At 69.8% G+C, this 26,153-nt stretch carries 27 protein-coding genes; 19 read left to right on the top strand and 8 right to left on the bottom strand.

The window, feature by feature from the left end:
- Positions 1–64: 64 nt before the first annotated feature.
- The gene (locus QZ500_RS18855; RefSeq protein WP_295857534.1) at positions 65–1,264 is read right to left on the bottom strand and encodes an MFS transporter; all 1,200 of its coding nucleotides are present in this window, start codon (positions 1,262–1,264) and stop codon (positions 65–67) included.
- Positions 1,265–1,392: 128 nt separating this feature from the next.
- Between QZ500_RS18855 and QZ500_RS18850 the strand changes: the two genes are divergently transcribed.
- The 4 genes from QZ500_RS18850 (at position 1,393) to QZ500_RS18835 (ending at position 4,854) form a co-directional block, all read left to right on the top strand.
- The gene (locus QZ500_RS18850; RefSeq protein ID WP_295857532.1) at positions 1,393–2,217 is read left to right on the top strand and encodes a thioesterase family protein; all 825 of its coding nucleotides are present in this window, start codon (positions 1,393–1,395) and stop codon (positions 2,215–2,217) included.
- An 81-nt stretch (positions 2,218–2,298) separates the two neighbouring features.
- Positions 2,299–3,081, top strand: a complete 783-nt coding sequence (locus tag QZ500_RS18845; RefSeq protein WP_295857530.1) for an enoyl-CoA hydratase — start codon at positions 2,299–2,301, stop codon at positions 3,079–3,081.
- Positions 3,082–3,132: 51 nt separating this feature from the next.
- A complete protein-coding gene (locus tag QZ500_RS18840) occupies positions 3,133–4,347 on the top strand; it encodes an ABC transporter substrate-binding protein (RefSeq protein ID WP_295857528.1) in 1,215 nt (404 codons plus the stop codon).
- 93 nt (positions 4,348–4,440) lie between these two features.
- On the top strand, positions 4,441–4,854 hold the full coding sequence (locus QZ500_RS18835) for a VOC family protein (protein ID WP_295857526.1): 414 nt from the start codon (positions 4,441–4,443) through the stop codon (positions 4,852–4,854).
- A gap of 84 nt (positions 4,855–4,938) precedes the next feature.
- Here QZ500_RS18835 and QZ500_RS18830 read toward each other — a convergent pair whose 3' ends face one another.
- The 5 genes from QZ500_RS18830 to QZ500_RS18810 form a co-directional block, all read right to left on the bottom strand.
- On the bottom strand, positions 4,939–5,160 hold the full coding sequence (locus QZ500_RS18830; protein ID WP_295857524.1) for a hypothetical protein: 222 nt from the start codon (positions 5,158–5,160) through the stop codon (positions 4,939–4,941).
- Entirely contained in the window at positions 5,157–6,347 is a 1,191-nt protein-coding gene (locus QZ500_RS18825) for a PepSY domain-containing protein (protein WP_295857522.1), read from the bottom strand. Before QZ500_RS18825 ends, QZ500_RS18830 begins: the two co-directional genes overlap by 4 nt.
- Before the next feature lie 53 nt (positions 6,348–6,400).
- Positions 6,401–8,515, bottom strand: coding sequence for a TonB-dependent siderophore receptor (locus QZ500_RS18820; protein WP_295857520.1), 2,115 nt, complete (start codon positions 8,513–8,515; stop codon positions 6,401–6,403).
- Positions 8,516–8,584: 69 nt separating this feature from the next.
- Positions 8,585–8,815, bottom strand: a complete 231-nt coding sequence (locus QZ500_RS18815; protein WP_295857518.1) for an HNH endonuclease signature motif containing protein — start codon at positions 8,813–8,815, stop codon at positions 8,585–8,587.
- A 17-nt stretch (positions 8,816–8,832) separates the two neighbouring features.
- Positions 8,833–9,243, bottom strand: coding sequence for an acyl-CoA thioesterase (locus QZ500_RS18810; protein WP_295857516.1), 411 nt, complete (start codon positions 9,241–9,243; stop codon positions 8,833–8,835).
- Between the two features lie 41 nt (positions 9,244–9,284).
- Between QZ500_RS18810 and QZ500_RS18805 the strand changes: the two genes are divergently transcribed.
- The 13 genes from QZ500_RS18805 to htpX all read left to right on the top strand — a co-directional run bounded on the left by QZ500_RS18805 (position 9,285) and on the right by htpX (position 21,030).
- Entirely contained in the window at positions 9,285–11,141 is a 1,857-nt protein-coding gene (locus QZ500_RS18805; protein ID WP_295857514.1) for an ABC transporter ATP-binding protein/permease, read from the top strand.
- A gap of 94 nt (positions 11,142–11,235) precedes the next feature.
- Complete coding sequence (locus tag QZ500_RS18800; RefSeq protein WP_295857512.1) at positions 11,236–12,168, top strand: 2-hydroxyacid dehydrogenase; 933 nt, start codon at positions 11,236–11,238, stop codon at positions 12,166–12,168.
- Between the two features lie 148 nt (positions 12,169–12,316).
- Complete coding sequence (locus tag QZ500_RS18795; protein ID WP_295857511.1) at positions 12,317–13,300, top strand: LysR family transcriptional regulator; 984 nt, start codon at positions 12,317–12,319, stop codon at positions 13,298–13,300.
- 212 nt (positions 13,301–13,512) lie between these two features.
- The gene (locus tag QZ500_RS18790; RefSeq protein ID WP_295857510.1) at positions 13,513–14,421 is read left to right on the top strand and encodes an amino acid ABC transporter substrate-binding protein; all 909 of its coding nucleotides are present in this window, start codon (positions 13,513–13,515) and stop codon (positions 14,419–14,421) included.
- Positions 14,422–14,507: 86 nt separating this feature from the next.
- Positions 14,508–15,230: an amino acid ABC transporter permease gene (locus tag QZ500_RS18785; RefSeq protein ID WP_295857508.1), complete on the top strand. Its 723-nt coding sequence runs from the start codon at positions 14,508–14,510 to the stop codon at positions 15,228–15,230.
- A complete protein-coding gene (locus QZ500_RS18780) occupies positions 15,230–15,913 on the top strand; it encodes an amino acid ABC transporter permease (protein WP_295857506.1) in 684 nt (227 codons plus the stop codon). Before QZ500_RS18785 ends, QZ500_RS18780 begins: the two co-directional genes overlap by 1 nt.
- Before the next feature lie 24 nt (positions 15,914–15,937).
- A complete protein-coding gene (locus QZ500_RS18775; RefSeq protein ID WP_295857723.1) occupies positions 15,938–16,675 on the top strand; it encodes an amino acid ABC transporter ATP-binding protein in 738 nt (245 codons plus the stop codon).
- 137 nt (positions 16,676–16,812) lie between these two features.
- Positions 16,813–16,980, top strand: coding sequence for a hypothetical protein (locus tag QZ500_RS18770; protein ID WP_295857505.1), 168 nt, complete (start codon positions 16,813–16,815; stop codon positions 16,978–16,980).
- 21 nt (positions 16,981–17,001) lie between these two features.
- Complete coding sequence (locus tag QZ500_RS18765) at positions 17,002–17,256, top strand: zinc ribbon domain-containing protein (protein WP_295857504.1); 255 nt, start codon at positions 17,002–17,004, stop codon at positions 17,254–17,256.
- A gap of 43 nt (positions 17,257–17,299) precedes the next feature.
- Positions 17,300–18,397: a dihydroorotase gene (gene pyrC / locus QZ500_RS18760; protein ID WP_295857503.1), complete on the top strand. Its 1,098-nt coding sequence runs from the start codon at positions 17,300–17,302 to the stop codon at positions 18,395–18,397.
- Positions 18,394–19,236 carry an NYN domain-containing protein gene (locus QZ500_RS18755; protein WP_295857500.1) on the top strand — a complete coding sequence of 281 codons (843 nt, stop codon included), beginning with the start codon at positions 18,394–18,396 and terminating at the stop codon, positions 19,234–19,236. Before pyrC ends, QZ500_RS18755 begins: the two co-directional genes overlap by 4 nt.
- 155 nt (positions 19,237–19,391) lie before the next feature.
- Positions 19,392–20,006 carry a DUF3025 domain-containing protein gene (locus tag QZ500_RS18750; protein ID WP_366763562.1) on the top strand — a complete coding sequence of 205 codons (615 nt, stop codon included), beginning with the start codon at positions 19,392–19,394 and terminating at the stop codon, positions 20,004–20,006.
- Positions 20,007–20,160: 154 nt separating this feature from the next.
- Entirely contained in the window at positions 20,161–21,030 is an 870-nt protein-coding gene (gene htpX, locus QZ500_RS18745; RefSeq protein WP_295857498.1) for a protease HtpX, read from the top strand.
- Positions 21,031–21,123: 93 nt separating this feature from the next.
- On the opposite strand, the gene QZ500_RS18740 is transcribed toward htpX, so the two are convergent.
- Both QZ500_RS18740 and QZ500_RS18735 read right to left on the bottom strand, forming a co-directional pair.
- Complete coding sequence (locus tag QZ500_RS18740; protein ID WP_295857496.1) at positions 21,124–21,741, bottom strand: flavin reductase family protein; 618 nt, start codon at positions 21,739–21,741, stop codon at positions 21,124–21,126.
- A 120-nt stretch (positions 21,742–21,861) separates the two neighbouring features.
- Positions 21,862–22,785: a LysR family transcriptional regulator gene (locus tag QZ500_RS18735; protein ID WP_295857494.1), complete on the bottom strand. Its 924-nt coding sequence runs from the start codon at positions 22,783–22,785 to the stop codon at positions 21,862–21,864.
- A gap of 121 nt (positions 22,786–22,906) precedes the next feature.
- Here QZ500_RS18735 and QZ500_RS18730 point away from each other — a divergent pair, with 121 nt between their 5' ends.
- Complete coding sequence (locus QZ500_RS18730; protein WP_295857493.1) at positions 22,907–25,045, top strand: 3-hydroxyacyl-CoA dehydrogenase NAD-binding domain-containing protein; 2,139 nt, start codon at positions 22,907–22,909, stop codon at positions 25,043–25,045.
- A 135-nt stretch (positions 25,046–25,180) separates the two neighbouring features.
- Positions 25,181–26,153: acyl-CoA dehydrogenase family protein (locus QZ500_RS18725; protein WP_295857491.1), on the top strand; the 973-nt coding region annotated here is incomplete at its 3' end.

The following is a 26,153-nucleotide window of genomic DNA, read 5'->3' as shown; positions in this document are numbered from 1 at the left end:
ATCCGGGGGAAATCGGCCTTTTGCGCAGGTGGTGCCTGCGCAGTCAGCTATCGAAACGAGAGCATCAGCCGCGCGGCGGCCGCAGCCAGAACAGCACCAGCGCGAGCGGCAGCGCCAGCAGCGCATAGGCCGGGCCGACCCGGCCGGTCGCCTGCGCCACTGCGCCGAACACCGGCGGCGCCAGCACCACGCCCAGGTAGGTGAAGGCCATGCTGCCGCCGGTGGCCATCGCGGCCTCGGCGCGCGGCACCGCGCGGGCCACGCTCGCCAGGTACACCCCGTTCCAGCCGACCGCGGTGCCGCCGTAGACCGCGAGCAGCACCAGGATCGCAGCCGGGGGCACGCCGGGCGTCAGCAGCGGCAGCGCCAGGCCGCAGACGGCCATCGCGCAGGCCAAGCCCCGCAACGTGCGGCGCGACCCGTCGCCGATCCGGTCGGCCGCCAGTCCCCACGCGACCCGCCCCGCCATGCCGGCCACCTGCGCCACGGTGAGCCCCAGGCCCGCCGCCACCAGGCTCCAGAGCAGGTCCTGGTGCAGGTAGGCGACGAGGTATGAGGTCAGGCTGACCTGCACGCCCGACAGCACCAGTGTGCAGAGGGCGATCCGGCGCAGCGCCGGTCGCTCCAGCACGAAGCGGATCGGCACCAGCGCACCGCGCAGCGTCGGCCACGACGCCGCGGGCTCGCGCAGCGTGTCGAGCGCGGCCCGCAACGGCACCGCCAGCACCGCGCCGAGCACGCACAGCGCGGCGATCTGGCCCAGCGCCCAGCCGGCGCCGGCCCGCGTCAGCACCACCGGCACCAGCGCCCCCGCCAGCGCGCCGCCGAGCGGCACGCCCGTCTGCTTGAGCGAGAACACGAGCGCGTAGCGGTGCGGCGGCGTGGTGCGCGCCAGCATCTCGGAACTCGCCGGCGTGACCGGCCCGTAGCCGAGGCCGAGCAGCGCCGCGCCGGCCAGCGCGACCAGCGGCGACGGCGCCGCGAGCAGCGCCACGCCGGCCGCGCAGCACAGCAGCGATGCCTGGCTGGTGCGGATAGGGCCCCAGCGGCGCACCAGGGCCACGCCCCACTGGCTCGACACCATCGCCGCGATGTAGACGATCGCCACGTACAGCCCCACCGCCAGCGGCCCGGCGCTGCGCGCGGCGGGCAGCGCCGAGGCGGCGACCGGCGGCGCGACCACGGCCGCCGAGGCGGCGGCCTGCATCAGCAGGGTGACGGGCAGGGCGGCGCGGTCGGTAAAGGACGCGGGGCGGACGGGCATCGGGGGCGGGAGCGGACGGGGCACTGCATCGTACGCAGCGGCGGCCGGCAGCGCTGTCGGCTTTCGCGGGGCCTGGGGTCTCGCACCGGACTGCCGGCGGCACCGCCCGTGGTGGACACTCGCAGGCCATGAGTCTCCATCCCTTCGACGAGGCGCTGCAGCTCGCGCCCGACGGCGCCGGCCGCTGGACCGGACAGCCCAGCCGCGCCTACTGGAACATGGTCGGCCCGTTCGGCGGCCTGACCGCCGCGACGCTGCTGCAGGCGCTGATGCGCCACCCCGACCGGCTCGGCGAGCCGCTGTCGCTGACCGTTAACTTCGCCGGGCCGGTGGCCGACGCGCCGTTCGCGGTGGAAGCGCGCCCGGTGCGCACCAACCGCAGCACGCAGCACTGGACGCTGGCGCTGCTGCAGCCCGGCGCGGACGGCGAGGAGGAGGTCGTCACCACCGGCACCGCCGTCACCGCCGCGCGGCGCAGCACCTGGGGCGCGACCGACCTGCCGGCGCCCGCCGCGCCGCCGCCCGAGGGCGTGACGCCGCGGCCGATGCCGTTCCGCAGCGTCGAATGGATCCGCCGCTACGACATGCGGCCGCTCGCCGGCGGCCTGCCCGACACCTGGGACGGCCAGGGCGACGGCAGCCTGACTCGGCTGTGGCTGCGCGACGCACCGCCGCGGCCGCTCGACTTTCCCGCGCTCGCCGCGCTGTGCGACGTGTTCTTCCCGCGGGTCTGGCTGCGCCGCGCCACGCAGGTGCCGGCCGGCACCGTGTCGCTGACGGTGTACTTCCATGCCGGCGCGGCCGACCTCGCCGCCACCGGCACCGGCTTCCTGCTCGCGCAGGCCGGCGGCCAGGAATTCCGCAACGGCTTCTTCGACCAGAGCGCCCAGCTCTGGAACGCCGACGGCCTGCTGCTCGCGACCTCGCACCAGGTCGTGTACTACAAGCAGTAGCCGCCCGCCGCCGCCGCGCCGCACGACCCGTAGACTCGCCCCGCCCCTGAATCGAAAGACACGAACCGAGACGTCCACCCCATGAGCGACATCCTGATCCATGCCGAAGCCGGCATCACCACCGTCACCTTCAACCGCCTCGACAAGAAGAACTCGATCACCCGCGCGATGTACCGCGCGCTGACCGACGCGCTGGAAGCCGCCGCCGCCGATGCGTCGGTGCGCGTGGTGGTGCTGCAGGGCGATGCGACGATCTTCAGCGCGGGCAACGACATCGCCGAATTCCTCGCCACCTCGCAGCAGGGCGACGGCGGCGCGGAGCAGGGCGCCAACGCTGCGATGCGCTTCCTGCACTCCATCGCCGCGTTCCCGAAGCCGCTGGTCGCGGCGGTCTGCGGGCCGGCGGTGGGCATCGGCACCACGATGCTGCTGCACTGCGACCTGGTCTACGCCGGCGACAACGCCGCGTTCAGCCTGCCGTTCGCCAACCTGGGCCTGTGCGCCGAGGGCGGCTCCAGCCTGCTGCTCGCGCAGATGTTCGGCCACCACCGCGCGGCCGAGGCGCTGCTGCTCGGCGAGCCCTTCTTCGCCGAGGCAGCGCTGGAGGTCGGCTTGGTCAACCGCGTGGTGCCGCCGACCGAGGCCAATGCGGTCGCGCAGGCGCAGGCCCGCAAGCTCGCCGCCAAGCCGCTCGCCTCGCTGGTCGAGACCAAGCGGCTGATGAAGCAGGGCCAGGCCGACGCGGTCGCCCGCCAGATCGACCTCGAGGGCGAAGCCTTCGGCCGGCTGCTGCGCGGGCCGGCGGCAAAAGAGGCGTTCTCCGCCTTCATGGAAAAACGCAAGCCGGACTTCTCGCAGGTCTGACGGGCGGGCGCCCGGCGGGCGGCAAGGTGCTGCGATGCACAATCGCCGCCCATGTCGCCTGCCACTTCGACCCCGTCCCTCCCGTCGCCCGCGCGACGCCGCCTGCTGCGCGGTGTCCCCGCGGCGGCGGCCGCCATCGGCCTGCCGCTGCGGGCCCAGCCCGCGGCCGAGCCGCTGAAGATCGGCCTGATCGCCTCCTGGTCCGGCCCGTATGCCGACTACGGCCGGCAGTTCGATGCCGGCATCGCGGTCTGGCTGCAGGAGCACGGCGGCCGGATCGCCGGCCGGCCGGTGGCGCTGGTGCGCCGCGACACCGCCGGCCCCGCGCCCGAACTGGCCCGGCGCGCTGCGCAGGAACTGCTGATCCAGGACCGGGTGCAGGTGCTGGGCGGCCTCGACTTCAGCCCCAACGCATCGGCGGTCGCGCCGGTCGCCACCCAGGCGCGGGTTCCGCTGGTGGTGATGAACGCTGCTTCGGCCGCGATCCCGTCGCAGTCGCCGTACGTGGTGCGCACCTCGTTCACCGTGCAGCAGGTGTCCGGGCCGATGGGCCGCTGGGCCGCCAAGCAGGGCATCGGCGATGCCTGGACGGTGGTGGCCGACTATGCCTCCGGCCTCGATGCCGAGGGTGCCTTCCGCGACGCCTTCACCGCCGCCGGCGGGCGCATCGCCGGCAGTTCGCGGGTGCCGATGGGCAGCCTCGACTTCTCCGCCTACCTGCAGCGGGTGCGCGACGCCAAACCCCAGGCCGTGTTCTTCTTCTTCCCGTCGGGCGTGATGCCGCCGGCCTTCCTGCGGGCCTGGAAGGAGCGGGCGATGGACCAGGCCGGCATCCGTCTGCTCGCGACCGGCGAGGCGACCGACGACAGCTACCTCGCCGCCACTGGCGACGCCGCGCTCGGGCTGGTCACCAGCCACCACTATTCCTTCGCCCATCCGTCGGACAAGAACCGGATTTTCATCCAGCGCTTCCGCGCGCTGCACGGCCCCAAGCTGCGGCCGAGCTACTTCGCGGTGGCGGCCTACGACGGCCTGGCGGCGATCGAGGCCGCGCTGACGAAGACCGGCGGCGACGCGGGCGGCGACAAGCTGGTCGCCGCGATGCGCGGCATGGCCTTCGAGAGCCCGCGCGGCCCGATCGAGATCGACGCCGCCACCCGCGACATCGTGCAGACCGTCTACATCCGCCGGGTGGAGCGCCAGGTCGACGGCGAACTGGTCAACCGCGAGTTCGACCGCTACGAGCGGGTGCGCTACCCGGCCTGAGGCAACGGCGCCGCGCCATGCCGTCGTGCGGTGGCCGGTGCCGGTCTACCATGCGGGCGGCGACGATCCGCCAGACCCCCACAGGAGTACCGCATGGGCCGCATGATGTTCGTCAACCTGCCGATCCGCGACATGGCGCGCAGCCGCGCGTTCTTCGAAAGCCTCGGCTTCGGCTTCAACCCGCAGTTCACCAACGAGATGGGCGCCTGCATGGTGGTGAGCGACCCGCACAACTACGTGATGCTGCTGGTCGAACCGTTCTTCCAGACCTTCACGCCCAAGGCGATCGCTGACGCGACCCAGACCACCGAGGTGCTGATCTGCCTGTCCTGCGACAGCCGCGAGGAGGTCGATGCCCTGGTCGCCAAGGCCCGCGCCGCCGGCGCCACCGTGCCGCGCCCGCCGCAGGATCACGGCTTCATGTACGGCCACGGCTTCACCGACCTGGACGGCCACATGTGGGAGCTGACGTACATGGACCTGTCGGCCGCGCCGCCGACGCCGTGAACTGCGGCGGCTTCTTTCTCGACTCGTACTCCTGAAACGATAGCTGCCTGCGTAGGCAGGACGGGCGCCAGAAGCCGATTAGGCTCAGGAATCCTGCGCCGGCCTGCGCAGCCAGCCGAACCACAGCATCGCCGCCGTCGGCGCGCCCAGGCCGACCCACGACACCCAGTCGCCCCAGCCGTCGGCGATCAGCCCGGCGAGCAGGCCGACCAACGACAGCACGCCCATCGCGACCGGCCATTTCCAGAGCGCCCAGAGCCGCTCGCGGTGGCGGCGCTGCGGCAGGTTGGAGTGCGAATGGCTCATCGTTTCTTCCACCACAGGTACAGGCCCGAGACCAGCACGACGATGGTCGCGATGTCCAGCAGCGCCCACAGGATCTGCAGCGGCAGGCCGCCGTAGTCGCCGAAGTGCAGCGGCTGCGACACCAGCAGCGCCGTGCCGTACCAGGGCAGCGGCCGGCTGTCGGTCACCTTGCCGGTCTGGGCGTCGACCAGCACCGGCTGCAGCAGCCGGGAGGTGAGCGGCGTGTCGCCCTTCATGAACACCGCGTAGTGGTGCGGGCTGGAGAAATTGGTGCCGGGGAAGGCGACGAAGCGCAGCTTCATGTCGGGCAGCAGCGTCTCGGCGGCGTCGATCGCCTGCTGCAGCGGCACCAGCCGGGCCGGCGGCGGCAGGCCCTTGTAGGGCGCGACCATCTGGGCCATCTGGTCGTTCTGCCAGTACTTGAACACCAGGTCGGCCCAGGTGTTGATCATGCCGGTGGCCCCCACCACGAAGGCCCAGACCAGCGTCACCACGCCGAGCAGGTTGTGCAGGTCGAGCCATTTCGTCTGCGCCTTGCGGTCGCGCCGCACGGTGCCGAATTCCAGCTTGCGCATGAAGGGCGCGTACAGCACCACGCCCGAGACGATCGCCACCAGCAGCAGGAAGCCCATGAAGCCGAGGAACAGCTTGCCGGGCAGGCCGGCGAACAGGTCTACGTGCAGCTTGAACATTACGTACATGAAGCCTTCGTCGAACGGCGGATGCGGCAGCTCGCGGCCGGTGCGGGCGTCGAACATCAGGCTGGTGAAGCCGTCGGTCGCATCGGGCGCGGTGTTGAGCGTGACGAAGGCCATGCGGTCGTCTTCGTCGTCGGGACCGTAGAACTGCACCACCTTGCCGGGATGCATCTGCCGGGCGCGTTCCAGCGTCGTGTCCACCGGCACGCGGGGTGCCTCGACCGCCAGCGCCGGCGGCTCCACCTCGGTGCCGAGCAGGTGGCCGATCTCGTGGTGGAACACCAGCGGCAGGCCGGTCAGACACAGCAGCAGCATGAAGACGGTGGAGACCAGGCTGCTCCACTTGTGCACCCAGCTCCAGCCGCGGATCGCGGCGCTGCTGAGGAAGCGGTGCGGTGCGGCACCCGCGCCCGGCGGGCGTAGCGGCGGTGCGCCGGCGACGGCGGTGGAGGCGGCGGAGGAGGCAGTGGTCGTGGAGGAGGGCGGCATGGCGGCGGCTCTGCGCAAGCGGGGCGGTAGGGTGGACGGACGGACGGCGGCGGTCAGAACCGGTAGGTGGCGCTGGCGATCGCGGTGCGCGGTGCGCCGAACCAGCAGTCGCCGCGCGACAGGCAGGTGCTGAAGTAGCGGCGGTCGCCGAGGTTCTGCACGTTGAGTGCGAAGCGCCACTGCGCGGTGTCGTAGGCGAGCAGCGCATCGACCAGCGTCACGCCGGGCACCCGCGGGCCGGTGCCGGAGGACAGGTCGCGGAAGCCGCCGAACATGCGCACGCCGACGCCTGCGGAAAAGCCGGGCGTGCCGGCGAGTGCGAAGCGATACCGGCCCCAGACCGAGGCGTTGTGCTTCGGCAGGCCTTCGAGCTGGCGGTCGACGTCGGTGTAGGTGTAGCTCGCGATCAGGTCGGCCGCGCGGGTGACCGCGCCGCGGGCCTCCAGCTCGACGCCCTGGTTGCGGGTGCGGCCGAGCTGGTCGGTCAGCACCGGCGACAGCGCGCGGGCGCGGTTCTTCTCTTCGAGCGTGTAGGCCGCGGCGTTGAACGCGAGCGCGCTGCCTGCCGGTTCGTATTTGACGCCGGCTTCCCATTGTTCGCCGCGCAGCGGGCGCAGCCGGGTGCCGAAGGCGGTGGGTGCCTGCGGCGTGAACGACTCGCTGTAGCTGACATAGGGCGACCAGCCGCCAGCCAGCGCGTACATGACGCCCAGGCGCTTGGAGGTGGCGCTGTCGCGACGGGTGTCGGCGCCGTCGGTGCGGTCGCTCGACCGGTCGTGGCGCAGGCCGGCGACGACGGTCCAGGCGCCCCAGCGCATCTGGTCCTGCAGATAGACGCCCGTCTGCTGCAGCCGGTTGTCCGGCTGGGCGGTGAGGGCGGGCACCGCCAGGCCCGGCGTCGGCACCGGGTTGAAGACATCGACCGGCGGGGCCAGCGCGAAACCGCTCGCGCCCTGGGACTTGAAGCGCGCGAAATCCAGGCCGGCGAGCACCTGGTGGCGCACCGCGCCGGTGGCGAAGCTGCCCTGCAGGTGCTGGTCGGCCGTCAGCGTGTGGACGGTGCGCTGGTCGTTGAAGTAGTAGCGGCCGAGCAGCCGTTGGCCGACCGGGTCGGCCGCATAGCCGCCCGGCAGGCTGAACGAGTCGCCGTAGGCGCTCAGGTATGCAACCTCGTTGCGACTGGTGCGCAGGTTCTGGCGCACCGTCCAGTCGTCGTTCAGGCGGTGCTCGAACAGGTATCCCAGCGAGCGGCGCTCGGAGTCGTACCGGTCGCCCGGCTGGCCGATGAAGGTCCGCATCGGAATGCGGCCGTTCGGGTTGGACAGCAGCGTGCCCGACCACGGGAAGAACTGCGAGGTCGAGCCTGTCTTGTCCTTCTGGTAGAGGCCCTGCAGCGTCAGGCTGGTGGCCGCATTCGGTTTCCAGGTGAGGGACGGCATGAACACGCGGCGGTCGTCCGGCACCTGGGCCACCGGCGTGTCGGCGTCGCGGCCGACCGCCACCAGCCGGTAGAGCCACTGGCCGTCGGCGGTGAGCGGGCCGGTCAGGTCGGCCTGGATCTGCCGGCGGCCGAAGTTGCCGACCTGAATGCCCACCTCGCCCTGGCGCTCGGCCAGCGGCCGCTTGCTCACCAGGTTCACGACGCCGGCGGTGCTGCCCTGGCCGAACAGCATCGCCGACGGGCCGCGCAGCACCTCGATGCGCTCGAGCGTGTAGGGGTCGGTGCGGGCGGTGCTGGTGTAGTAGCCGTTGTTCTTGCGCAGGCCGTCGAGGTATTCGTCGGGCGATGCGCCGCGGACCCGCACGCTGTCGGTGCGCGAATCGAGCCCGTAGGCCTCCGAGCGCACGCCGGCGGCGTAGTTCAGCGCCTCCTGCACGCCGGTGGCGCCCTGGTCGGTGATCTGGTCGCGGGTGACGACCGTGACCGACTGGGGCGTCTCCGCCAGCGCGGTGTCGGTCTTGGTGGCCGACACTGCCCGCTTCGCACGGTAGCCGTTCACCGGGCCGGTCGCGCTCTCGGGTGCGGTCGAAGAGCGCACCTCCACCTCGCGCAGGGTGCCGCCGGACGTGTCCTGCGCCAGGACGGCGGAGGACGCGCACAGGCCGGCCGTCAGGCACAGCGCGGCATGGGGAATCGGGCGAAGGGAAGCGGTGAAAGGCAGGCGCATGCAGACGGCAGAAATTTAATGCGAGGAATTCGCATTATCTTTATGAACGCCAGCTGAACGCGAATGTCCCTACAGCGGCTTCGGTGGAGCGCCGGTGTGCCGCCCCAGATTGCAGGCCGCATGGCTGATCGCCAGGTTGTCCTGGTGGCTGCTGCCGCCCTCGGCGCGCGGCCGGATGTGCTCCAGCGTGGCGTCTTCCGGCGCCACATGGTGGCCGCAGACCCAGCAGGGCACGCTGCCGTGCAGCTGCCGGGCCACCGTGCGGTAGATCTTCAGGCGCGTCAGCGCAAGGCGGCTCATGCCGGACGCACCGACACTCAGGGCTGGGGCAGCACGCGCGGCTGGCCCATGTCGTCGATCGCGACGTAGGTGAGCGTCGCCTCGGTCACCTTGAAATAGCGGCCCTGGTCGATGAACCGTTCGGCGAACACCTCGATCTGCACGGTGATCGAGGTCCGGCCGACCCGCACCAGCGAGCCGTAGAACGACAGGATGTCGCCGACCCGCACCGGCTGCTTGAAGATGAACTCCTTGACCGCGACCGTCGCCATGCGGCCCTTGGTGTGCCGCGCCGGGATCACCGAGCCCGCCAGGTCGACCTGCGCCATCACCCAGCCGCCGAAGATGTCGCCGTTGGCGTTGCAGTCGCCCGGCTGCGGGATCACCTTCAGTACCAGTTCCTTGTCGGCGGGCAATTGGTCGCCGTAGGGCGTGCGGGAGTCGGTCATGGGCAGAATCGTGGGCTACAACAACGATCAGATTCTCCCCGATGCGCGGATACGGCGACGCTGCCACGACCCCCCCTCCCGCCGCGGCGCCGGGCGCCGCCGCGCCTGCCGCCCCGGCCGCCGCCCGCTCCGACTGGGCCACCCTCGGCCGGCTCGTGCCCTATCTGCTGCAGTACAGGTGGCGGGTGCTGGCTGCGCTCGCCTTCATGGTGGCCGCCAAGCTCGCCAACGTCGGCGTGCCGGTGCTCCTGAAGACGCTGGTGGACCGCATGACGCTGCCGCCCGGCGACCCGACCGCGGTGCTGGTGGTGCCGGCCGCGCTGCTGGTCGGCTACGGGCTGCTGCGGCTCTGCACCTCGGCCTTCACCGAACTGCGCGAACTGGTGTTCTCGAAGGCCACACAGGGCGCGACCCGCAGCATCGCGCTCGAAACTTTCCGGCACCTGCATGCGCTGTCGCTGCGCTTCCACCTGGAGCGCCAGACCGGCGGCATGACCCGCGACATCGAGCGCGGCGTGCGCGGCATCGAGTCGCTGATCTCGTACTCGCTCTACAGCATCGTGCCGACGCTGATCGAGGTCACGCTGGTGCTCACCATCCTCGCGGTGAAGTTCGACGCCGGCTTCGCCTGGATCACGCTGGCGGCGCTTGGCGTGTACATCGTCTTCACCGTGCTGGTGACCGAATGGCGCACCCGCTTCCGCCGCGAGGCCAACCAGCTCGACTCGGCCGCGCACACCCGGGCGGTCGATTCGCTGCTGAACTACGAGACGGTCAAGTACTTCGGCAACGAGGAATACGAGGCCCGCCGCTACGACGACAGCCTCGACCAGTACCGCCGCTCGCGCATCAAGGCGCAGACCACGCTGTCGCTGCTCAACACTGGCCAGCAGCTGATCATCGCCACCGCGCTGGTCGCGATGCTGTGGCGCGCCACCGCCGGCGTGGCGGCCGGCCGGATGACGCTCGGCGACCTGGTGATGGTCAACGCCTACATGATCCAGCTCTACATCCCGCTCAATTTCCTGGGCGTGATCTACCGCGAGATCAAGCAGAGCCTGACCGACCTCGACAAGATGTTCGGCCTGATGGAGCGCGAGCGCGAGGTCGCCGACGCACCGGGCGCGCCCGATCTCGCGGTGCCGGCGGGCGGCGCCGACGTGGTGTTCGACGACGTGCGCTTCGCCTACCACCCGTCGCGGCCGATCCTGCACGGCGTGAGCTTCACCATCCCCGCCGGCCGCACCGTCGCGGTGGTGGGCTCCTCGGGCGCCGGCAAGTCCACGCTGGCGCGGCTGCTGTTCCGCTTCTACGACGTGTCGAATCCGCCGGGTGCCGGCGGCATCCGCATCGCCGGCCAGGACATCCGCGGCGTGACCCAGGCGAGCCTGCGCCGGGCGATCGGCATCGTGCCGCAGGACACGGTGCTGTTCAACGACAGCATCGGTTACAACATCGGCTACGGCCGCACCGGCGCCACGCAGGCGGAGATCGAGTCGGCCGCGAAGGCCGCGCGCATCCACGACTTCATCGCCGCGCTGCCGCAGGGCTACGACACGCCGGTCGGCGAGCGCGGCCTCAAGCTCTCCGGCGGCGAGAAGCAGCGCGTCGCGATCGCCCGTGCATTGCTGAAGGACCCGCCGGTGCTGATCTTCGACGAGGCCACCTCCGCCCTCGATTCGGCCAACGAGCGCGCGATCCAGGCCGAACTGCAGGCCGCCGCGCGCGGCAAGACCACCCTGGTGATCGCCCACCGCCTGTCCACCGTCGCCGACGCGCACGAGATCCTGGTGATGGACGGCGGCCGCATCGCCGAACGCGGCACCCATGCAGCACTGCTGGCGCAGGCCGGGCGTTACGCCCGCATGTGGGAGCTGCAGCGCAACGCGGCGGAGTAGAGCGCCGTCGCCGTACCGCACCGCATCACACCGCCGGCGGGCCGGGCCGATGCCGTTCCCGCTTTTGTTCTTCTCGACCGCTTCCGCTCCGACCATGAAACCTCTCGTCCTCGTCCTGATTCCCCTGTCCGACGCGCACCGTGCGCAGATCGCCGAGCAGTTCGACCTGCTGTACGCACCGACCGCCGCCGAGCGCGCGCAGCAGATCGCCGCACGTGGCGCCGAAGTGCGCGCGGTGCTGACCATCGGCACCGTCGGCCTGACCGCCGCCGAGATGGACGCGATGCCGGCGCTGGAGCTGGTCTGTGCGCTCGGGGTCGGCTACGAGCTGATCGACGTCGCCCATGCGCGGGGGCGCGGCATCGCGCTGGCCAACGGCGCCGGCACCAACGACGACTGCGTCGCCGACCATGCCTTCGGCCTGCTGATCGCCGCGGTGCGTCGCATTCCCGAGACCGACCGCGCCTGCCGCGCCGGCGTCTGGCGCGACGCGTTGCCGACCGCGCCGCAGCTCGCACACAAGCGCATGGGCATCCTCGGCCTGGGCACCATCGGCCGCAAGATCGCGCAGCGCGCGCGGGGCTTCGACATCGAGGTCGGCTACCACAACCGCCGGCCGCGAAACGACGCGCCGTACCGCTACTTCGACACGCTGGCCGCGATGGCCGACTGGTGCGACTTCCTGGTGGTCGCCACGCCCGGCGGCGCCGAGACGCGCCACAAGGTCGATGCCGCGGTGCTGGCCGCGCTCGGGCCGCGCGGCTATCTGGTCAACATCGCGCGCGGCAGCGTGGTCGATACCGCGGCGCTCGCGGCGGCACTCGCCTCCGGCGGCATCGCGGGCGCGGGCCTCGACGTCTACGAAAGCGAGCCGGAGCCGCCGGCCCCACTGGTCGGCCTCGACCGGGTGGTGCTGTCGCCGCACGTCGGCGGCCGCTCGCCCGAGGCGGTGCAGCAGACGGTCGACCGTTTCGTCGCCAATGCGGATGGGCACTTCGCGGGACGGGGCGTGGTCTCGCCAATCTGACCGCGGCTGGAATTCGAAAGAAAAACCGGCTTCTGCGCAGGTGGGATCTGCGCAATATGCTATTAAAACCATAGCGTTGTAGTGCTATGCAGGCTGCCGGCCTCGCGCGGCGGGCACGCCCTGCCGCGCCTGCCGATAATCGCGGCCCATGGAAACCAAATGGCTCGAGGACTTCGTCAGCCTCGCCGAGACCCGCAGCTTCTCCCGTTCGGCCCAGCTGCGGCACGTCACCCAGCCCGCGTTCTCGCGGCGCATCCAGGCGCTGGAAGCGTGGGCCGGCGCCGACCTGGTGGACCGCAGCTCCTACCCGACGCGGCTGACCGCCGCCGGCGAAACCCTCTACAGCCAGGCGCTCGAGATGCTGCAGGCGCTGCAGACCACCCGCGCCATGCTGCGCGGCCATGCGACGGCCGGCCAGGACGTGGTCGAGTTCGCGGTGCCGCACACCCTCGCATTCACCTTCTTCCCGACCTGGATGTCCGGCCTGCGCGGCGGCCTCGGGCCGATGAAGAGCCGGCTGACCGCGCTCAACGTGCACGACGCGGTGCTGCGTCTGATGGAGGGCAGCTGCGACGTGCTGATCGCCTACCACCACAGCGCGATGCCGCTGCAGCTCGACGCCGACCGCTACGAGATGGTGAGCCTCGGCGAGGAGACGCTCGCGCCCTACGTGCGCCCTGGCGTCGACGGCCAGCCGATGTACCAGCTGCCGGGCCGCGCCGGCCAGCCGCTGCCCTACCTCGCCTATGCGCCGGCCGCCTACCTCGGCCGGACGGTCGAGCTGCTGCTCAAGGAGGCCCGCACCGCGGTTCACCTCGACCGGGTCTACGAGACCGACATGGCGCAGGGCCTGAAGGCGATGGCGCTCGAAGGCCACGGCATCGCCTTCCTGCCGCAGAGCGCGGTCCAGCGCGAACTGCGCAGCGGCCGGCTGGTGTCGGCCGCGCCGGCCGACCGGCCCGACCTGGCGCAGACGATGGACATCCGTGCCTACCGCGAGCGGCCGGCCGCACCCAAGGCCCGCGGCGGCACGCGCGGCGGCGGCAGCAAGCGGGTGGTCGACGCGCTCTGGGCCTACCTCGTCGCCCATCCCGGCGGCACCGCCGACCGGGGTCATGAGGAAGATGCATAACCCTGGCTGCAAACGGCATTGGTCAGTCGCCACGGCCGGGGGATACAGTCCGCCCGCCCGCTGGACGACCGCGGTGGCGTATTGGGGATTTCAGGCATGAAGAGTGCTTACTACTGGATGTACGATGCGTCCATCCCCGAATGCACCATGATGGGGTTCGGCACCCGGGTGCCGCATCACGTTCCTACCCAACGCTTTCCTTAGGAGATTGCATGAAGAAGCATCTGTTGACTCTCGCCATCGCGGCACTCGCTGCCGGCGGCGCATCCGCGCAGAGCAACGACACCCTCGCCAAGATCAAGTCGAGCGGCTCCATCACGCAGGGCGTCCGGGAATCCTCCGGCGCACTGGCCTACACCCTGGGCAACGGCGTCTACACCGGTTTCCACTACGACGTCTGCCAGAACATCATCAAGGACGTGCGTCGCAGCCTCGGCCTGAGCCAGCTCGACATCAAGTACCAGCCGGTCACCTCCGCCAACCGCATCCCGCTCGTCAAGAACGGCACGGTGGACATCGAGTGCGGCTCCACCACCAACGACGCGTCGCGCCAGAAGGAAGTCTCCTTCGCCAACACGCTGTACGTGGAAGAAGTGCGCATCGCCGTCAAGGCCGACTCGCCGATCAAGTCGATCGCCGACCTGAAGGGCAAGACCGTCGCCACCACCACCGGCACCACCTCGGTCCAGCTGCTGCGCCAGAACAAGCGCGCCAGCGGCATCGACTTCAAGGAAGTCACCGGCAAGGACCACGCCGACAGCTTCCTGCTGCTCGAATCCGGCCGTGCTGATGCCTTCGTGATGGACGGCCAGATCTTGGCGGGCAACATCTCGAAGTCCAAGAACCCGAAGGACTTCAAGATCCTCGGCGACGTGCTGTCGGTCGAGCCGATCGCGATCATGATCCGCAAGGACGACCCGGCCTTCAAGAAGGCGGTGGACGACAGCATCGCGGCCCAGGTCAAGAGCGGCGAGATCGCCAAGCTCTACGACAAGTGGTTCATCAAGCCGATCCCGCCGACCAACACGGCGGTCAACCTGCCGGCATCGCAGGCCACCAAGGATGCCTGGGCGAATCTGAACGACAAGCCCAAGGAAGAGTACGCGGCCAACAAGCAGTAAGCCGCGCCGCGGCATGACAGAACGCCCGCCGACCGAGGCGGGCGTTTTTCGTTTCAGGTTTCGAGCGACAACGAAGGAGAGTCCCGATGGGATCGTGGGATTGGCAGGTCTTCTTGCAGGACCCGGGGGGCAAGGACCCGACCTACTGGCAGTGGATGGTGTCGGCCTGGGGCTGGACCATCTCGGTGGCGCTGCTGGCGCTGGTGATCGCGCTGGTGGTCGGCTCGGTGATCGGCATCATGCGCACGCTGCCGGACAACCCGGTGCTGGTGCGCATCGGCACCGTCTGGGTCGAGCTGTTCCGCAACATTCCGCTGCTGGTGCAGATCTTCCTCTGGTACCACGTGCTGCCTGCCCTCATCCCGCCGATGAAGGAACTCTCCAGCTTCGTGCTGGTGGTGTTCGCGCTCGGCTTCTTCACCTCCTCGCGGATCGCCGAGCAGGTGCGCTCCGGCATCCAGGCCCTGCCGCGCGGCCAGCGCTACGCCGGCATGGCGATGGGCTTCACCACCGCCCAGTACTACCGCTACGTGCTGCTGCCGATGGCCTACCGGATCATCGTGCCGCCGCTCACCAGCGAGGCGATGAACATCTTCAAGAACTCGTCGGTCGCGTTCGCCGTGTCGGTCACCGAACTGACCTGGTTCGCGATGCAGGTCGGTGAGGAAACTGCCCGCCCGATGGAGATCTACTTCGGCGTGACGGTGCTCTACATCGTCTCGGCATTCGCGATCAACCGCATCATGGCATTCATCGAGAAGCGCACCCGCGTGCCCGGCCTGATCGCCGCGAGCGGAGGGGGCCACTGATGAATCTCGATTTCGGCTTCTACAACTGGGACGTCATCCAGAACTTCGTCCTCAAGGGTCTGTGGTTCAGCCTGACGCTGACCGTGGTCGCGACGATCGGCGGCATCCTGTTCGGCACGCTGCTGGCGCTGATGCGGCTGTCGGGCAAGAAGGTGCTGGACGTGCCGGCCACCATCTACGTCAACGGCATGCGCAGCATCCCGCTGGTGATGGTGATCCTCTGGTTCTTCCTGCTGGTGCCTGCCGCGTTCTACAACTACCTGCCGGGCGGCGCCGCCAACCGGGCGGAATACTCGGCCTACATCACCTTCATCGCGTTCGAGGCCGCCTACTTCAGCGAGATCATGCGCGCCGGCATCCAGTCGATCCCGCGCGGCCAGATCTTCGCGGGCCAGGCGGTCGGCATGACCTACGGCCAGAACATGCGGCTGGTGATCCTGCCGCAGGCCTTCCGCAACATGCTGCCGGTGCTGCTGACCCAGACCATCATCCTGTTTCAGGACACGTCGCTGGTCTACGCCATCGGTGCCTACGACATGCTCAAGGGCTTCGAAACCGCCGGCAAGAACTACGGCCGTCCGATCGAGAGCTACCTGCTCGCCGCCGTCGTGTACTTCGTGATCTGCTTCGCGCTGTCGTACGTCGTCAAGCGCCTGCACAAGAAAATCGCCATCATCCGCTGACCGGGAAAAGCCATGTCCGAAAAAATGATCGATATCAAGAACGTCTCCAAGTGGTACGGCCCGGTACAGGTGCTCAACGACTGCTCGGTCGGCATCAACAAGGGCGACGTGGTGGTGGTCTGCGGCCCGTCGGGTTCCGGCAAGTCCACGCTGATCAAGACCGTGAATGCGCTGGAGCCGTTCCAGAAGGGCGAGATCACCGTCAACGGCATCGCGCTGCACGATCCCAAGACCAACCTGCCGAAGCTGCGCTCCAAGGTCGGCATGGTGTTCCAGCACTTCGAGCTGTTCCCGCACCTGTCGGTGACCGAGAACCTGACGATCGCGCAGATCAAGGTGCTCGGCCGCAAGCCCGACGAGGCCAAGACCCGCGGCCTGAAGATGCTCGACCGGGTGGGCCTGATGGCGCACAAGGACAAGTTCCCGGGCCAGCTCTCCGGCGGGCAGCAGCAGCGCGTGGCGATCGCCCGCGCGCTGTCGATGGACCCGGTGGTGATGCTGTTCGACGAGCCGACCTCGGCGCTCGACCCCGAGATGGTGGGTGAGGTGCTCGACGTGATGGTCGGCCTCGCCAAGGAAGGCATGACCATGATGGTCGTGACCCACGAGATGGGCTTCGCGCGCAAGGTCGCCAACCGGGTGATCTTCATCGACGTGGGCGGCCGCATCCTCGAGGACTGCTCGAAGGAGGAATTCTTCGGCAATCCCGAGGCGCGCCAGCCGCGGACCAAGGACTTCCTGGCGAAGATCCTGCAGCACTGACGGACGCGGGTGCCGGTGCGCTGCGGGCCACGCACCAAATGACACCCCTGTAAAGCCCACGATCGGTACAAACGGCGGGACGCGCCGGGCAGGCAGGACCTCCCGGCATCCCGCTGTTTTGATTGGAGGTGCGCAGCATGGCATCGTCAAAGTCCTATCGGTCCCACGGCGCGGGCCGCATCGCCGCCCTGGCGGCCGCAGTCCTGGTCGCAGGGCTGTCCGCCGCCTGTACCGACCAGAAGCCGACCGTACCGGCACCCAAGGCCGTCCTGGCCGAGCCGGCTGCCGCCGGCGCCGCAGCCTGAACGATCGGGAGGCATGCCACGATGGCCCTGATCTCCTGTCCCGAATGCGGGCACCGCGTGTCCACCGCAGCTCCCGCCTGTCCGTCCTGCGGCTACCCGGTCGCGGGCGGCGTGCCCCATGCGGGCGACGGACCGTTCGACGGCCGCACCGTCGGCAAGTTCGCCACGGTGCTCGGCGCCTGGCTGGTGATTCCGCACATCGCCCGCATGGTCGGCATCGTCGTGTTCTGCATGCTGGCCGCGTTCGTAGGCTACTTCCTGTTCCGCGGCAGCTGACGGCAACCGGTGCGCGGCGCAGGGCGGATGCGAAAATCCGCCGATGACCGCTGCCGACGCCTTCACCGCTTCCTCCGCTGCCCCGGCCGCCGCTGCCGCCGGCGCTGCGCCCGACCGCCTCACCATCGTCCGCCCGGACGACTGGCACCTGCACCTGCGCGACGGCAATGCGCTCGCCACCACCGTGCCGCACGCCGCGGCGCAGTTCGGCCGCGCGATCGTCATGCCCAACCTGCGGCCGCCGGTGACCACCGCCGCCCAGGCCGCCGCCTACCGCGACCGCATCCGGGCGGCGGTGCCCGAAGGCCTGTCGTTCGCGCCGCTGATGACGCTCTACCTCACCGACAACTTGCCGCCGGAGGAAATCCGACGGGCCCGCGAGGCGGGCGTCGCGGCGCTCAAGCTGTACCCGGCCGGCGCCACCACCAACAGCGATGCGGGCGTGACCGACATCCGCAAGACCTACCCGACCCTGGAGGCGATGCAGCGCGAAGGCCTGCCGCTGCTGGTGCACGGCGAGGTCACCACACCGACGGTCGACCTGTTCGACCGCGAGGCGGTGTTCATCGACGAGCAGCTGGTCCCGCTGCGCCGTGATTTCCCCGAGCTGAAGATCGTGATGGAGCACATCACTACCCGCGAGGCCGCGCAGTACGTGGCGCAGGCCGGCCGGTTCCAGGCAGCCACGATCACGCCGCACCACCTGCTCTACAACCGCAACGCGATCTTCACCGGCGGCATCCGGCCGCACTACTACTGCCTGCCGGTGCTCAAGCGCGAAGTGCACCGCCAGGCGTTGCTCGACGCCGCCACCAGCGGATCGGACCGTTTCTTCCTCGGCACCGACAGCGCGCCCCATGCCGCGCACCTGAAGGAGCACGCCACCGGCTGCGCCGGCTGCTACGTGGCCCATGCCGCGCTGGAGCTGTACGCCGAGGCCTTCGACGGCCGCGATGCACTCGACCGGCTGGAGGGCTTCGCCAGCCTGCACGGCCCGGCCTTCTACGGCCTGCCGCCGAACCCGGGCACCATGACGCTGCAGCGCGAGCGCTGGACCCCGCCGATCAGCTTCACCTTCGGCGATGCCGAGCTGAAGCCGCTGCGCTCGGGCGAGCCGCTGGAATGGCGGATCGTCGGATGAGCAACGGATCGGCAGCGCGAGAAGCGCGTATCGCGCTGTTGATCGATGCCGACAATTCGCCGGCTCAGAAAATTGAGGTGATCCTGACCGAACTATCAACTTTCGGCGTGACCAATGTCCGGCGCGCATACGGTAACTGGAAGAAGGCCGAACTCAGGGGCTGGGAAGACAAGCTGCACGAGCACGCGATCAGGCCGATGCAGCAATTCGACTACTCCAAAGGTAAGAATGCGAGCGATATGGCGATGGTGATCGATGCGATGGAGCTTCTATACACGGATCACCCAGAGGCTTTCGGCATCGTCTCGTCGGACGCGGATTTCACGCCCCTGGTCATGCATCTGCGAGCCAAGGGTGCTTCCGTGTACGGATTCGGTGCACGCAAGACGCCCGAACCTTTCGTGAACGCCTGCTCGCGCTTCCTGTTCCTTGACCAGCTTGTCGACGGGGAGGCAGCGGGGGCAGTGTCGCTGCCGGCCGTGCCCGCCGTGCCGGCGGCGACACGGTCCGCCATTGCGGCGGAGTCCGTGGCCGATGTGGCGACCGTGCCGCGCCCGGCGGTGCCGCTGCGAGTGCCGCCGGAACAACTGCGCAGCGACACCAGGCTGGTGAACATGCTGCGCAGCGCCGTTGTGGCGTCGGCTGATGAGAGCGGCTGGGCGCGGGTCGGTGCAGTCGGCACGCACATCGCCAACAAGGCATCTTTCGACGCCCGCAATTTTGGATACGCGACGCTGACGAAGCTGCTGTCTGCCACCGGCCTTTTCGATTTGCAAAGCGAAGGCAGCCCGCAGGTAGCCGTGCGCGACAGGCGACATCAGAAGGCGTCGAAAGGTTGAGCAGCTTGGCGTCGGGTGTGCCGTGGACGGCAGTGGAATGGGCACGCCCATGGCTCCGGCCGTATGCCGCGGCAGGCACGGCCGCGGCGGCGCGCAGCGGGGCGAACGGCGGAGCCGTTGCGGCGCTGAATGGCCCGGATGCGGCGCCGCGGTTCGTGCCGCCCGACGCGCTGCCGCCCGGCACGCCCTACGAATCCCACATCCGCGCGACCGGCGAGATTCCGACGCGGGACAACCTGCACGACTTCTTCAACGGGCTGGTCTGGCACGTCTTTCCCGCCACCAAGCGCCAGCTCAACCGCGTGCAGTCCGACGCGATCGCGCGGGACGGCATCGGCGGGCGGCGCGGGCCGGTGCGCGACGGCGCCACGCTGTTCGACGAGAACGGCGCCGTGCTGCAGGCGCCGGCCGTGCTGTGGGACGCGCTGCGCATGCGCGACTGGCGCGGCCTGTTCGTCACGCACCGTGCGCGCTGGGCCGACGCACGGCTCACGCTGTTCGGCCACGCGCTCGTCGAACAGCTGGTTTCTCCGCGAAAAGGGCTCACGGCGCACGTCCTGCCTGCGCCGCCAGCTATCGATTCGATAGCGGGGCTGGATGCGTGGCTGGCAGGCGAACTGACCGCCGAGCGGCTGGGCACGAAGCCGTTCGCGCCGCTGCCGGTCCTCGGGGTGCCGGGCTGGTGGCCGGCCAATGCCGATCCGGCGTTCTACGACGATCCGGCCGTATTTCGGCCGCCACCTACGTCGATCAGAACTTTTCGCCCCTAACATCGCTCCCACGCTTACGCCCCGCAGGGCAGCCAGAACAACGTACTCCATCGGACATCTGCGACGCGGCGCGGCTTGAAGCGGAGCCCCTGAAGCTCCATCTTGCGCGCAAGGGCCTTGTTGTCCCCTTCCACGGCATTCCCACGGAGAGTCCATGAAACGTATCGTCTTGTTCGTCCTGACCAACCTCGCGGTGGTGGTGGTCCTGGGCGTCGTCGCCAGCCTGCTCGGCGTCAACCGCTTCCTCACATCCAACGGGCTCAACCTCGGCGCGCTGCTCGGCTTCGCGCTGATCATGGGCTTCGGCGGCGCGATCATCTCGCTGCTGATCAGCAAGCCGGTCGCCAAGTGGAGCTCGGGCGTGCGGGTGATCAACCAGCCCGCCAACGCCGACGAAGCCTGGATCGTCGAGACGGTCCGCAAGTTCGCCGACAAGGCCGGCATCGGCATGCCCGAGGTCGGCATCTTCGACGGCGAGCCCAACGCCTTCGCCACCGGCGCCTTCAAGAACTCGGCGCTCGTCGCCGTCTCGACCGGGCTGCTGCAGGGCATGACCCGCGAGGAGATCGAGGCGGTGATCGGCCACGAGGTCGCCCACATCGCCAACGGCGACATGGTCACGATGACCCTGATCCAGGGTGTGATGAACACCTTCGTGGTGTTCCTGAGCCGCGTGGTCGGCTACGCGGTCGACAGCTTCCTGCGCAAGGGCGACGAGAACAGCTCCGGCCCCGGCATCGGCTACTGGGTCACGACGATCGTGCTCGACATCGTGCTGGGCTTCCTGGCCGCGATGATCGTCGCCTGGTTCTCGCGCCAGCGCGAATTCCGCGCCGACGCCGGCGCCGCCAGCCTGATGGGCCGCAAGCAGCCGATGGTCAACGCGCTGGCCCGCCTCGGCGGCATGGTGCCCGGCGAACTGCCGAAGAGCGTGCAGGCGATGGGCATCACCGGCGGCATCGGCAAGCTGTTCTCGACGCACCCGCCGATCGAGGAGCGCATCGCTGCCCTGCAACGCGCCTGATGCCGGCGGCACTTGCCGCCCGCCGCCCTCCGAAAGCCGCTCCGACCGCCAGGCCGGAGCGGCTTTTTTGCGTGCGCGCGCTGGCTGCGCCGGTCAGCGCGGCCGGTGCATCTTGAATAGACCGTCCGGTCCGATCTCGAAATAGTCGGCCGGACCGCCGCCGCGCAGGATCGGGCGGGCGGCTGCGGTGTCGTAGATGCCGTTCTTCAGCAGCGCGCGGTCGATGTGCACGCCGACCACCTCGCCGAGCACCAGCCAGGTCTCGACCGCACGGCCGTCGTGGGCCTGCAGCTGCAGCAGCTGGGTCAGCCGGCATTCGAAGGCCACCGGGCTGGCGGCCACGCGCGGCGGCGCGACGAGCCGCGACGGCGCCGCCTCCAGGCCGGCGAGTGCGAACTCGTCCACCTCGGGCGGCACGGCCGCGCACGAGGCGTTCATCGGCTCGGCGAGCGGCCGGGTCGCGAGGTTCCAGACGAATTCGCCGGTCGCCTCGATATTGCGCACGCTGTCCTTCCAGCCGATGCTCGCGAAGCCGACGATCGGCGGGGTGTAGTTGAACGCGTTGAAGAAGCTGTAGGGCGCCAGGTTGCGGCGGCCCTCGCGGTCCTGGGAGGCGATCCAGCCGATCGGCCGGGGACCGACGATCGCGTTGAACGGGTCGTGCGGCAGGCCGTGGCCCTGGGCGGGTTCGTAGAAGTGGAGGTCGGTCATGGCAGGGTCCTGGCGTGGGAGGCGAAAGGGCGCGGAGCAGCGGATGGGCGGGGCGGGCTGCAGGATACGGGTAACCCGGTCGTCGCTGCACGGTGCCCTGGTCGCGCCGACGACGCGGGGTCAGCCGGCAGCGTCTCCCGGTGTCTCCGGCGTGCCGGTCCGCGCGCGTGCCTGCTCGAGCAGGAAGTCGATGCAGGTTCGCACCGCCCGTGTCTGATGCCGGTTGGGCAGGTACAGCAGGTACATGTGGGTGCCGAAGATGCTGAGCCGGTATTCGTCCAGCGTGGTCAGCACCTCGCCGGTGGCGAGCTTGTCCTGCACCACGTAGTCCGGCACCAGCCCCACGCCCAGCCCGGCGAGGATGCCTTGGCGCAGGAACGGGAAGTGCTCGGAGATCAGCGTCGGCTCCAGCAGCACCTCGTGCCGCTCCGTCCCCTGGTAGGCCGACAGCCGCAGTTGCCGCCCGGTCACGCCGGCGGTGATGACCGGGCCGGCGCGCAGCGCATGCAGCGTGCGCGGCAGGCCGTGCCGGCGGGCGTAGTCGGCGGAGGCGCAGGCCAGGTAGCGCACGTCGCCCAGGCTGCGCGCTACCAGCGACAGCGGCGGCTCCTGCACCACGCGGATGGCGATGTCCACCTCGTCGCGCAGGTTGTCGGCGCGGTTCTCGAACAGCACGTCCAGCACGATGCCGGGGTACATGCGCTTGAAGGCGATCAGCCAGTCGCTCATCACGATCTGCCCGTAGCCGCTGGGAACGCTGATGCCGACGCGGCCCTGCAGGCCCTGGCCCAGCGTGGTGACGGCCTCTTGCGCGGCCATCAGTTCGTTGCGGATGGTGCGGCCGTGCTCGTAGAGCCGCAGGCCGATCTCGGTCGGCTCCACCCGGCGGGTGGTGCGCTGCACCAGCTGCACCCCCACCGCCTTTTCCAGCTTGGTGAGGTGGTAGCTCACGTTGGCGCGGGTCATCTTCAGCTTGCGGGCGGCCTGGCTGAGGTTGCCGCTGTCGATGATCTCGACCAGCAGGGTGAGGGAAGGCAGATCCATCGTGGAAGAACGGGATTGGTAGAAATCCTTTGACGGACTGTCAATGATTGATGGGATTGTCAGAAAACATTGTCGCCGCAAGAATGGATCGGAGCAGCAGCCTTTCCAGGAGACATTCCGCATGACCCTCGCCGCACCGGGCGCCACCGCAGCGCCTGTCCAGACCCATTGCCAGGACGGCGTCCTCGTCGTCCGCATCGACAACCCGCCGGTGAATGCGCTCGGCGCCGCGGTGCGCCAGGGGCTCATCGCCGCCATCGACGAAGCCGAGTCGCGGGCCGACGTGCAGGCGGTGCTGATCGTCGGCGCGGGCAAGGCCTTCATCGGCGGTGCGGACATCCGCGAATTCGGCAAGACGCCGGTGCCGCCGCCGCTGCCCGAGGTCTGCCGGCGCATCGAGTCCTGCGCCAAGCGGGTGGTGGCCGCGATCCACGGCGCCGCGCTGGGCGGCGGGCTGGAAGTGGCGCTCGCCGCGCACCACCGCGTGGCGCTGCCGGGCGCGCAGCTCGGCCTGCCCGAAGTGAACCTGGGCCTGCTGCCCGGCGCCGGCGGTACGCAGCGCGCACCGCGCCTGATGGGCGTGAAGCCGGCCGCCGAGTTGATGCTGAGCGGCAAGCCGTTGAACGCCAAGGCGGCCCTCGCCGCGGGCCTGGTGGACCGGCTGGTGGACGGTACCGATCCGGTCGCAGTGGGCCTGGCCTGCGTGCAGGAATGGCAGGCCGCGCAGGCGCCCTTGCGCCGCACCCGCGACATCGCCATCGCCGACCAGGCCGCGGCGCTCGCCGACCTGGACACGCTCGCCGCCGACACCGCCAAGAAATCGCGCGGCCTGTTCTCGCCGCAGAAGATCGTCGAATGCGTGCGCAACGCCGTGGAGCTGCCCTTCGACGAAGGCATGCAGCGCGAGCGCGCAGCCTTCATGGAATGCATCGCCAGCCCGCAGCGCGCCGGCCTGATCCACGCCTTTTTCGCCGAGCGCGAGGTCGCCAAGGTGCCCGAGGCGAAGGCCGCCGCGCCGCGCCCGGTGGCCTCCATCGCCGTCATCGGCGGGGGCACCATGGGCGCGGGCATCACCGTGTCGGCGCTGGATGCCGGCCTGCCGGTGACGATGATCGAGCGCGACGACGTCTCGCTGGCCCGGGGCCGCGCGCACGTCGAGAAGGTGTACGACGGCCTCGTCGCCAAGGGCCGCATGACGGCCGACGCCAAAGCGGCCGTGATGGCGCGCTACAGCGGCAGCACCCGTTACGACGACATCGCCGCGGTGGACCTGGTGATCGAGGCGGTGTTCGAGGACATCGAGGTCAAGAAGGCCGTGTTCCGCGAACTGGACCGCGTCTGCAAGCCCGGCGCCGTGCTGGCCACCAACACCTCGTACCTGGACATCGACGCCATCGCCGCGGCGACGCAGCGCCCGCAGGACGTGATCGGCCTGCACTTCTTCAGCCCGGCCAACATCATGAAGCTGCTGGAGATCGTGGTGCCGGCCAAGGTGAGCGCCGACGTGGTCGCCACTGCCTTCGCGCTGGCGAAGACGCTCAAGAAGGTGCCGGTGCGCGCCGGCGTCTGCGACGGCTTCATCGGCAACCGCATCCTGGCCGTGTACAAGCAAGCGGCCGACTACCTCATGGAAGATGGCGCCTCCCCCTACGAGATCGATGCCGCGGTGCGTGGCTTCGGCTACCCGATGGGCCCGTTCCAGGTGACGGACCTGGCCGGCGGCGACATCGGCTGGGCCACCCGCAAGCGCCGCGCCGCCACCCGCGACCCGCAGGCGCGCTATGTGGAGATCGCCGACCGCATCTGCGAGCGCGGCTGGTTCGGGCAGAAGACGGGGCGCGGCTTCTACCTCTATCCCGAGGGCGCCCGCACCGGCCAGCCCGATCCGGAGGTGCTGGCGATCGTCGATGCCGAGCGTGCGAAGAAAGGCGTCGTGCCGCGCAGCTTCACGTCGGAAGAAATCATGCGCCGCTACCTGGCCGCGATGGTCAACGAGGGTGCGAAGGTGGTGGAGGAGGGCATCGCCCTGCGGCCGCTGGACGTGGATGTGACCTTCCTCTCGGGCTACGGATTCCCGCGCTTCCGCGGCGGACCGATGCACTACGCCGACACGGTGGGCCTGCCGAAGATCCTGGCCGACATCCGCGAGTTCGCCCAGGAAGACCCGCTGTTCTGGAAGCCCGCGCCGCTGCTGGAAAAGCTGGTGGCCGAGGGCCGCGACTTCGGCAGCCTGAACCGCGCAGCCGCCGAAGCCGCCTGAGCACCCTGGCGCTTTCGCTATCGAAAAGATAGCTGGAAGCGCAGGTGCAGCAAGCGCGAGGGGCCGAAAAGTCTTCGAAATCCACCGACAAGAACACCGGACGGCGGCCCCGCCTGCCGTCCGCCAAGGAACCCCATGGATCTGCAATTCACCTCTGAGGAACAGGCCTTCCGCGACGACGTCCGCGCCTTCCTGGCGGAGCATCTGCCGCCGGAGCTGTCGCACAAGGTCCAGGCCGGCCTGCGCCTGGACAAAACCGACATGGAGCGCTGGCATGCGATCCTGAATGCGCGCGGCTGGCTCGCGAACCACTGGCCCGAGCAGTACGGCGGGCCGGGTTGGAGCGCCGTGCAGAAGTTCATCTTCGAGAACGAGTGCGCACTGGCGGGTGCGCCGCGCATCGTGCCCTTCGGCGTGAACATGCTGGGCCCGGTGCTGATCAAGTACGGCAACGAAGCGCAGAAGCAGTACTGGCTGCCGCGCATCCTGAACGGCGAGGACTGGTGGTGCCAGGGCTATTCGGAGCCGGGCGCGGGCTCGGACCTGGCCTCGGTCAAGACCACCGCCGTGCGCCAGGGCGACCACTACGTCGTCAACGGCCAGAAGACCTGGACCACGCTGGGCCAGCACGCCAACATGATCTTCTGCCTGGTGCGCACCGACCGCGAGGCTAAGGCGCAGTCGGGCATCAGCTTCCTGCTGGTGGACATGCGCTCGCCCGGCGTCGAGGTGCGCCCGATCATCACGCTGGACGGCGAGCACGAGGTGAACGAGGTGTTCTTCACCGATGTGAAGGTACCGGCCGAGAACCTGGTGGGCGAGGAGAACAAGGGCTGGACCTATGCCAAGTACCTGCTGACCTACGAGCGCACCAACATCGCGGGCGTGGGCTTCTCGGTGGCTGCGTTGGAGAAGCTCAAGCGCGTGGCCGCCACCGCGCAGTGCAACGGCCGTCCGCTGGCGCAGGACCCGCTGTTCGCGGCGCGCCTCGCCCGCGTGGAGATCGACCTGGAGAACATGAAGACCACCAACCTGCGCGTGATCGCCGCGGTGGCCGGCGGCGGCGTGCCGGGCGCGGAAAGCTCCATGCTGAAGATCCGCGGCACCG

The sequence above is a fragment of the uncultured Xylophilus sp. genome (genome assembly GCA_913776965.1).
Taxonomy (GTDB): domain Bacteria; phylum Pseudomonadota; class Gammaproteobacteria; order Burkholderiales; family Burkholderiaceae_C; genus Xylophilus.
This window is presented reverse-complemented; position numbering and strand designations above follow the sequence as displayed.

Coding starts and splice junctions, on each gene's coding strand:
- htpX (WP_295857498.1), top strand. CDS start 20,161: ATGAAACGTATCGTCTTGTTCGTCCTGACCAACCTCGCGGTGGTGGTG.
- QZ500_RS18845 (WP_295857530.1), top strand. CDS start 2,299: ATGAGCGACATCCTGATCCATGCCGAAGCCGGCATCACCACCGTCACC.
- QZ500_RS18740 (WP_295857496.1), bottom strand. CDS start 21,741: ATGACCGACCTCCACTTCTACGAACCCGCCCAGGGCCACGGCCTGCCG.
- QZ500_RS18765 (WP_295857504.1), top strand. CDS start 17,002: ATGGCCCTGATCTCCTGTCCCGAATGCGGGCACCGCGTGTCCACCGCA.
- QZ500_RS18785 (WP_295857508.1), top strand. CDS start 14,508: ATGGGATCGTGGGATTGGCAGGTCTTCTTGCAGGACCCGGGGGGCAAG.
- QZ500_RS18840 (WP_295857528.1), top strand. CDS start 3,133: ATGTCGCCTGCCACTTCGACCCCGTCCCTCCCGTCGCCCGCGCGACGC.
- QZ500_RS18800 (WP_295857512.1), top strand. CDS start 11,236: ATGAAACCTCTCGTCCTCGTCCTGATTCCCCTGTCCGACGCGCACCGT.
- QZ500_RS18790 (WP_295857510.1), top strand. CDS start 13,513: ATGAAGAAGCATCTGTTGACTCTCGCCATCGCGGCACTCGCTGCCGGC.
- QZ500_RS18855 (WP_295857534.1), bottom strand. CDS start 1,264: ATGCCCGTCCGCCCCGCGTCCTTTACCGACCGCGCCGCCCTGCCCGTC.
- QZ500_RS18815 (WP_295857518.1), bottom strand. CDS start 8,815: ATGAGCCGCCTTGCGCTGACGCGCCTGAAGATCTACCGCACGGTGGCC.
- QZ500_RS18850 (WP_295857532.1), top strand. CDS start 1,393: ATGAGTCTCCATCCCTTCGACGAGGCGCTGCAGCTCGCGCCCGACGGC.
- QZ500_RS18730 (WP_295857493.1), top strand. CDS start 22,907: ATGACCCTCGCCGCACCGGGCGCCACCGCAGCGCCTGTCCAGACCCAT.
- QZ500_RS18805 (WP_295857514.1), top strand. CDS start 9,285: ATGCGCGGATACGGCGACGCTGCCACGACCCCCCCTCCCGCCGCGGCG.
- QZ500_RS18810 (WP_295857516.1), bottom strand. CDS start 9,243: ATGACCGACTCCCGCACGCCCTACGGCGACCAATTGCCCGCCGACAAG.
- QZ500_RS18820 (WP_295857520.1), bottom strand. CDS start 8,515: ATGCGCCTGCCTTTCACCGCTTCCCTTCGCCCGATTCCCCATGCCGCG.
- QZ500_RS18775 (WP_295857723.1), top strand. CDS start 15,938: ATGATCGATATCAAGAACGTCTCCAAGTGGTACGGCCCGGTACAGGTG.
- QZ500_RS18770 (WP_295857505.1), top strand. CDS start 16,813: ATGGCATCGTCAAAGTCCTATCGGTCCCACGGCGCGGGCCGCATCGCC.
- QZ500_RS18735 (WP_295857494.1), bottom strand. CDS start 22,785: ATGGATCTGCCTTCCCTCACCCTGCTGGTCGAGATCATCGACAGCGGC.
- QZ500_RS18835 (WP_295857526.1), top strand. CDS start 4,441: ATGGGCCGCATGATGTTCGTCAACCTGCCGATCCGCGACATGGCGCGC.
- QZ500_RS18795 (WP_295857511.1), top strand. CDS start 12,317: ATGGAAACCAAATGGCTCGAGGACTTCGTCAGCCTCGCCGAGACCCGC.
- QZ500_RS18755 (WP_295857500.1), top strand. CDS start 18,394: ATGAGCAACGGATCGGCAGCGCGAGAAGCGCGTATCGCGCTGTTGATC.
- QZ500_RS18830 (WP_295857524.1), bottom strand. CDS start 5,160: ATGAGCCATTCGCACTCCAACCTGCCGCAGCGCCGCCACCGCGAGCGG.
- pyrC (WP_295857503.1), top strand. CDS start 17,300: ATGACCGCTGCCGACGCCTTCACCGCTTCCTCCGCTGCCCCGGCCGCC.
- QZ500_RS18780 (WP_295857506.1), top strand. CDS start 15,230: ATGAATCTCGATTTCGGCTTCTACAACTGGGACGTCATCCAGAACTTC.
- QZ500_RS18825 (WP_295857522.1), bottom strand. CDS start 6,347: ATGCCGCCCTCCTCCACGACCACTGCCTCCTCCGCCGCCTCCACCGCC.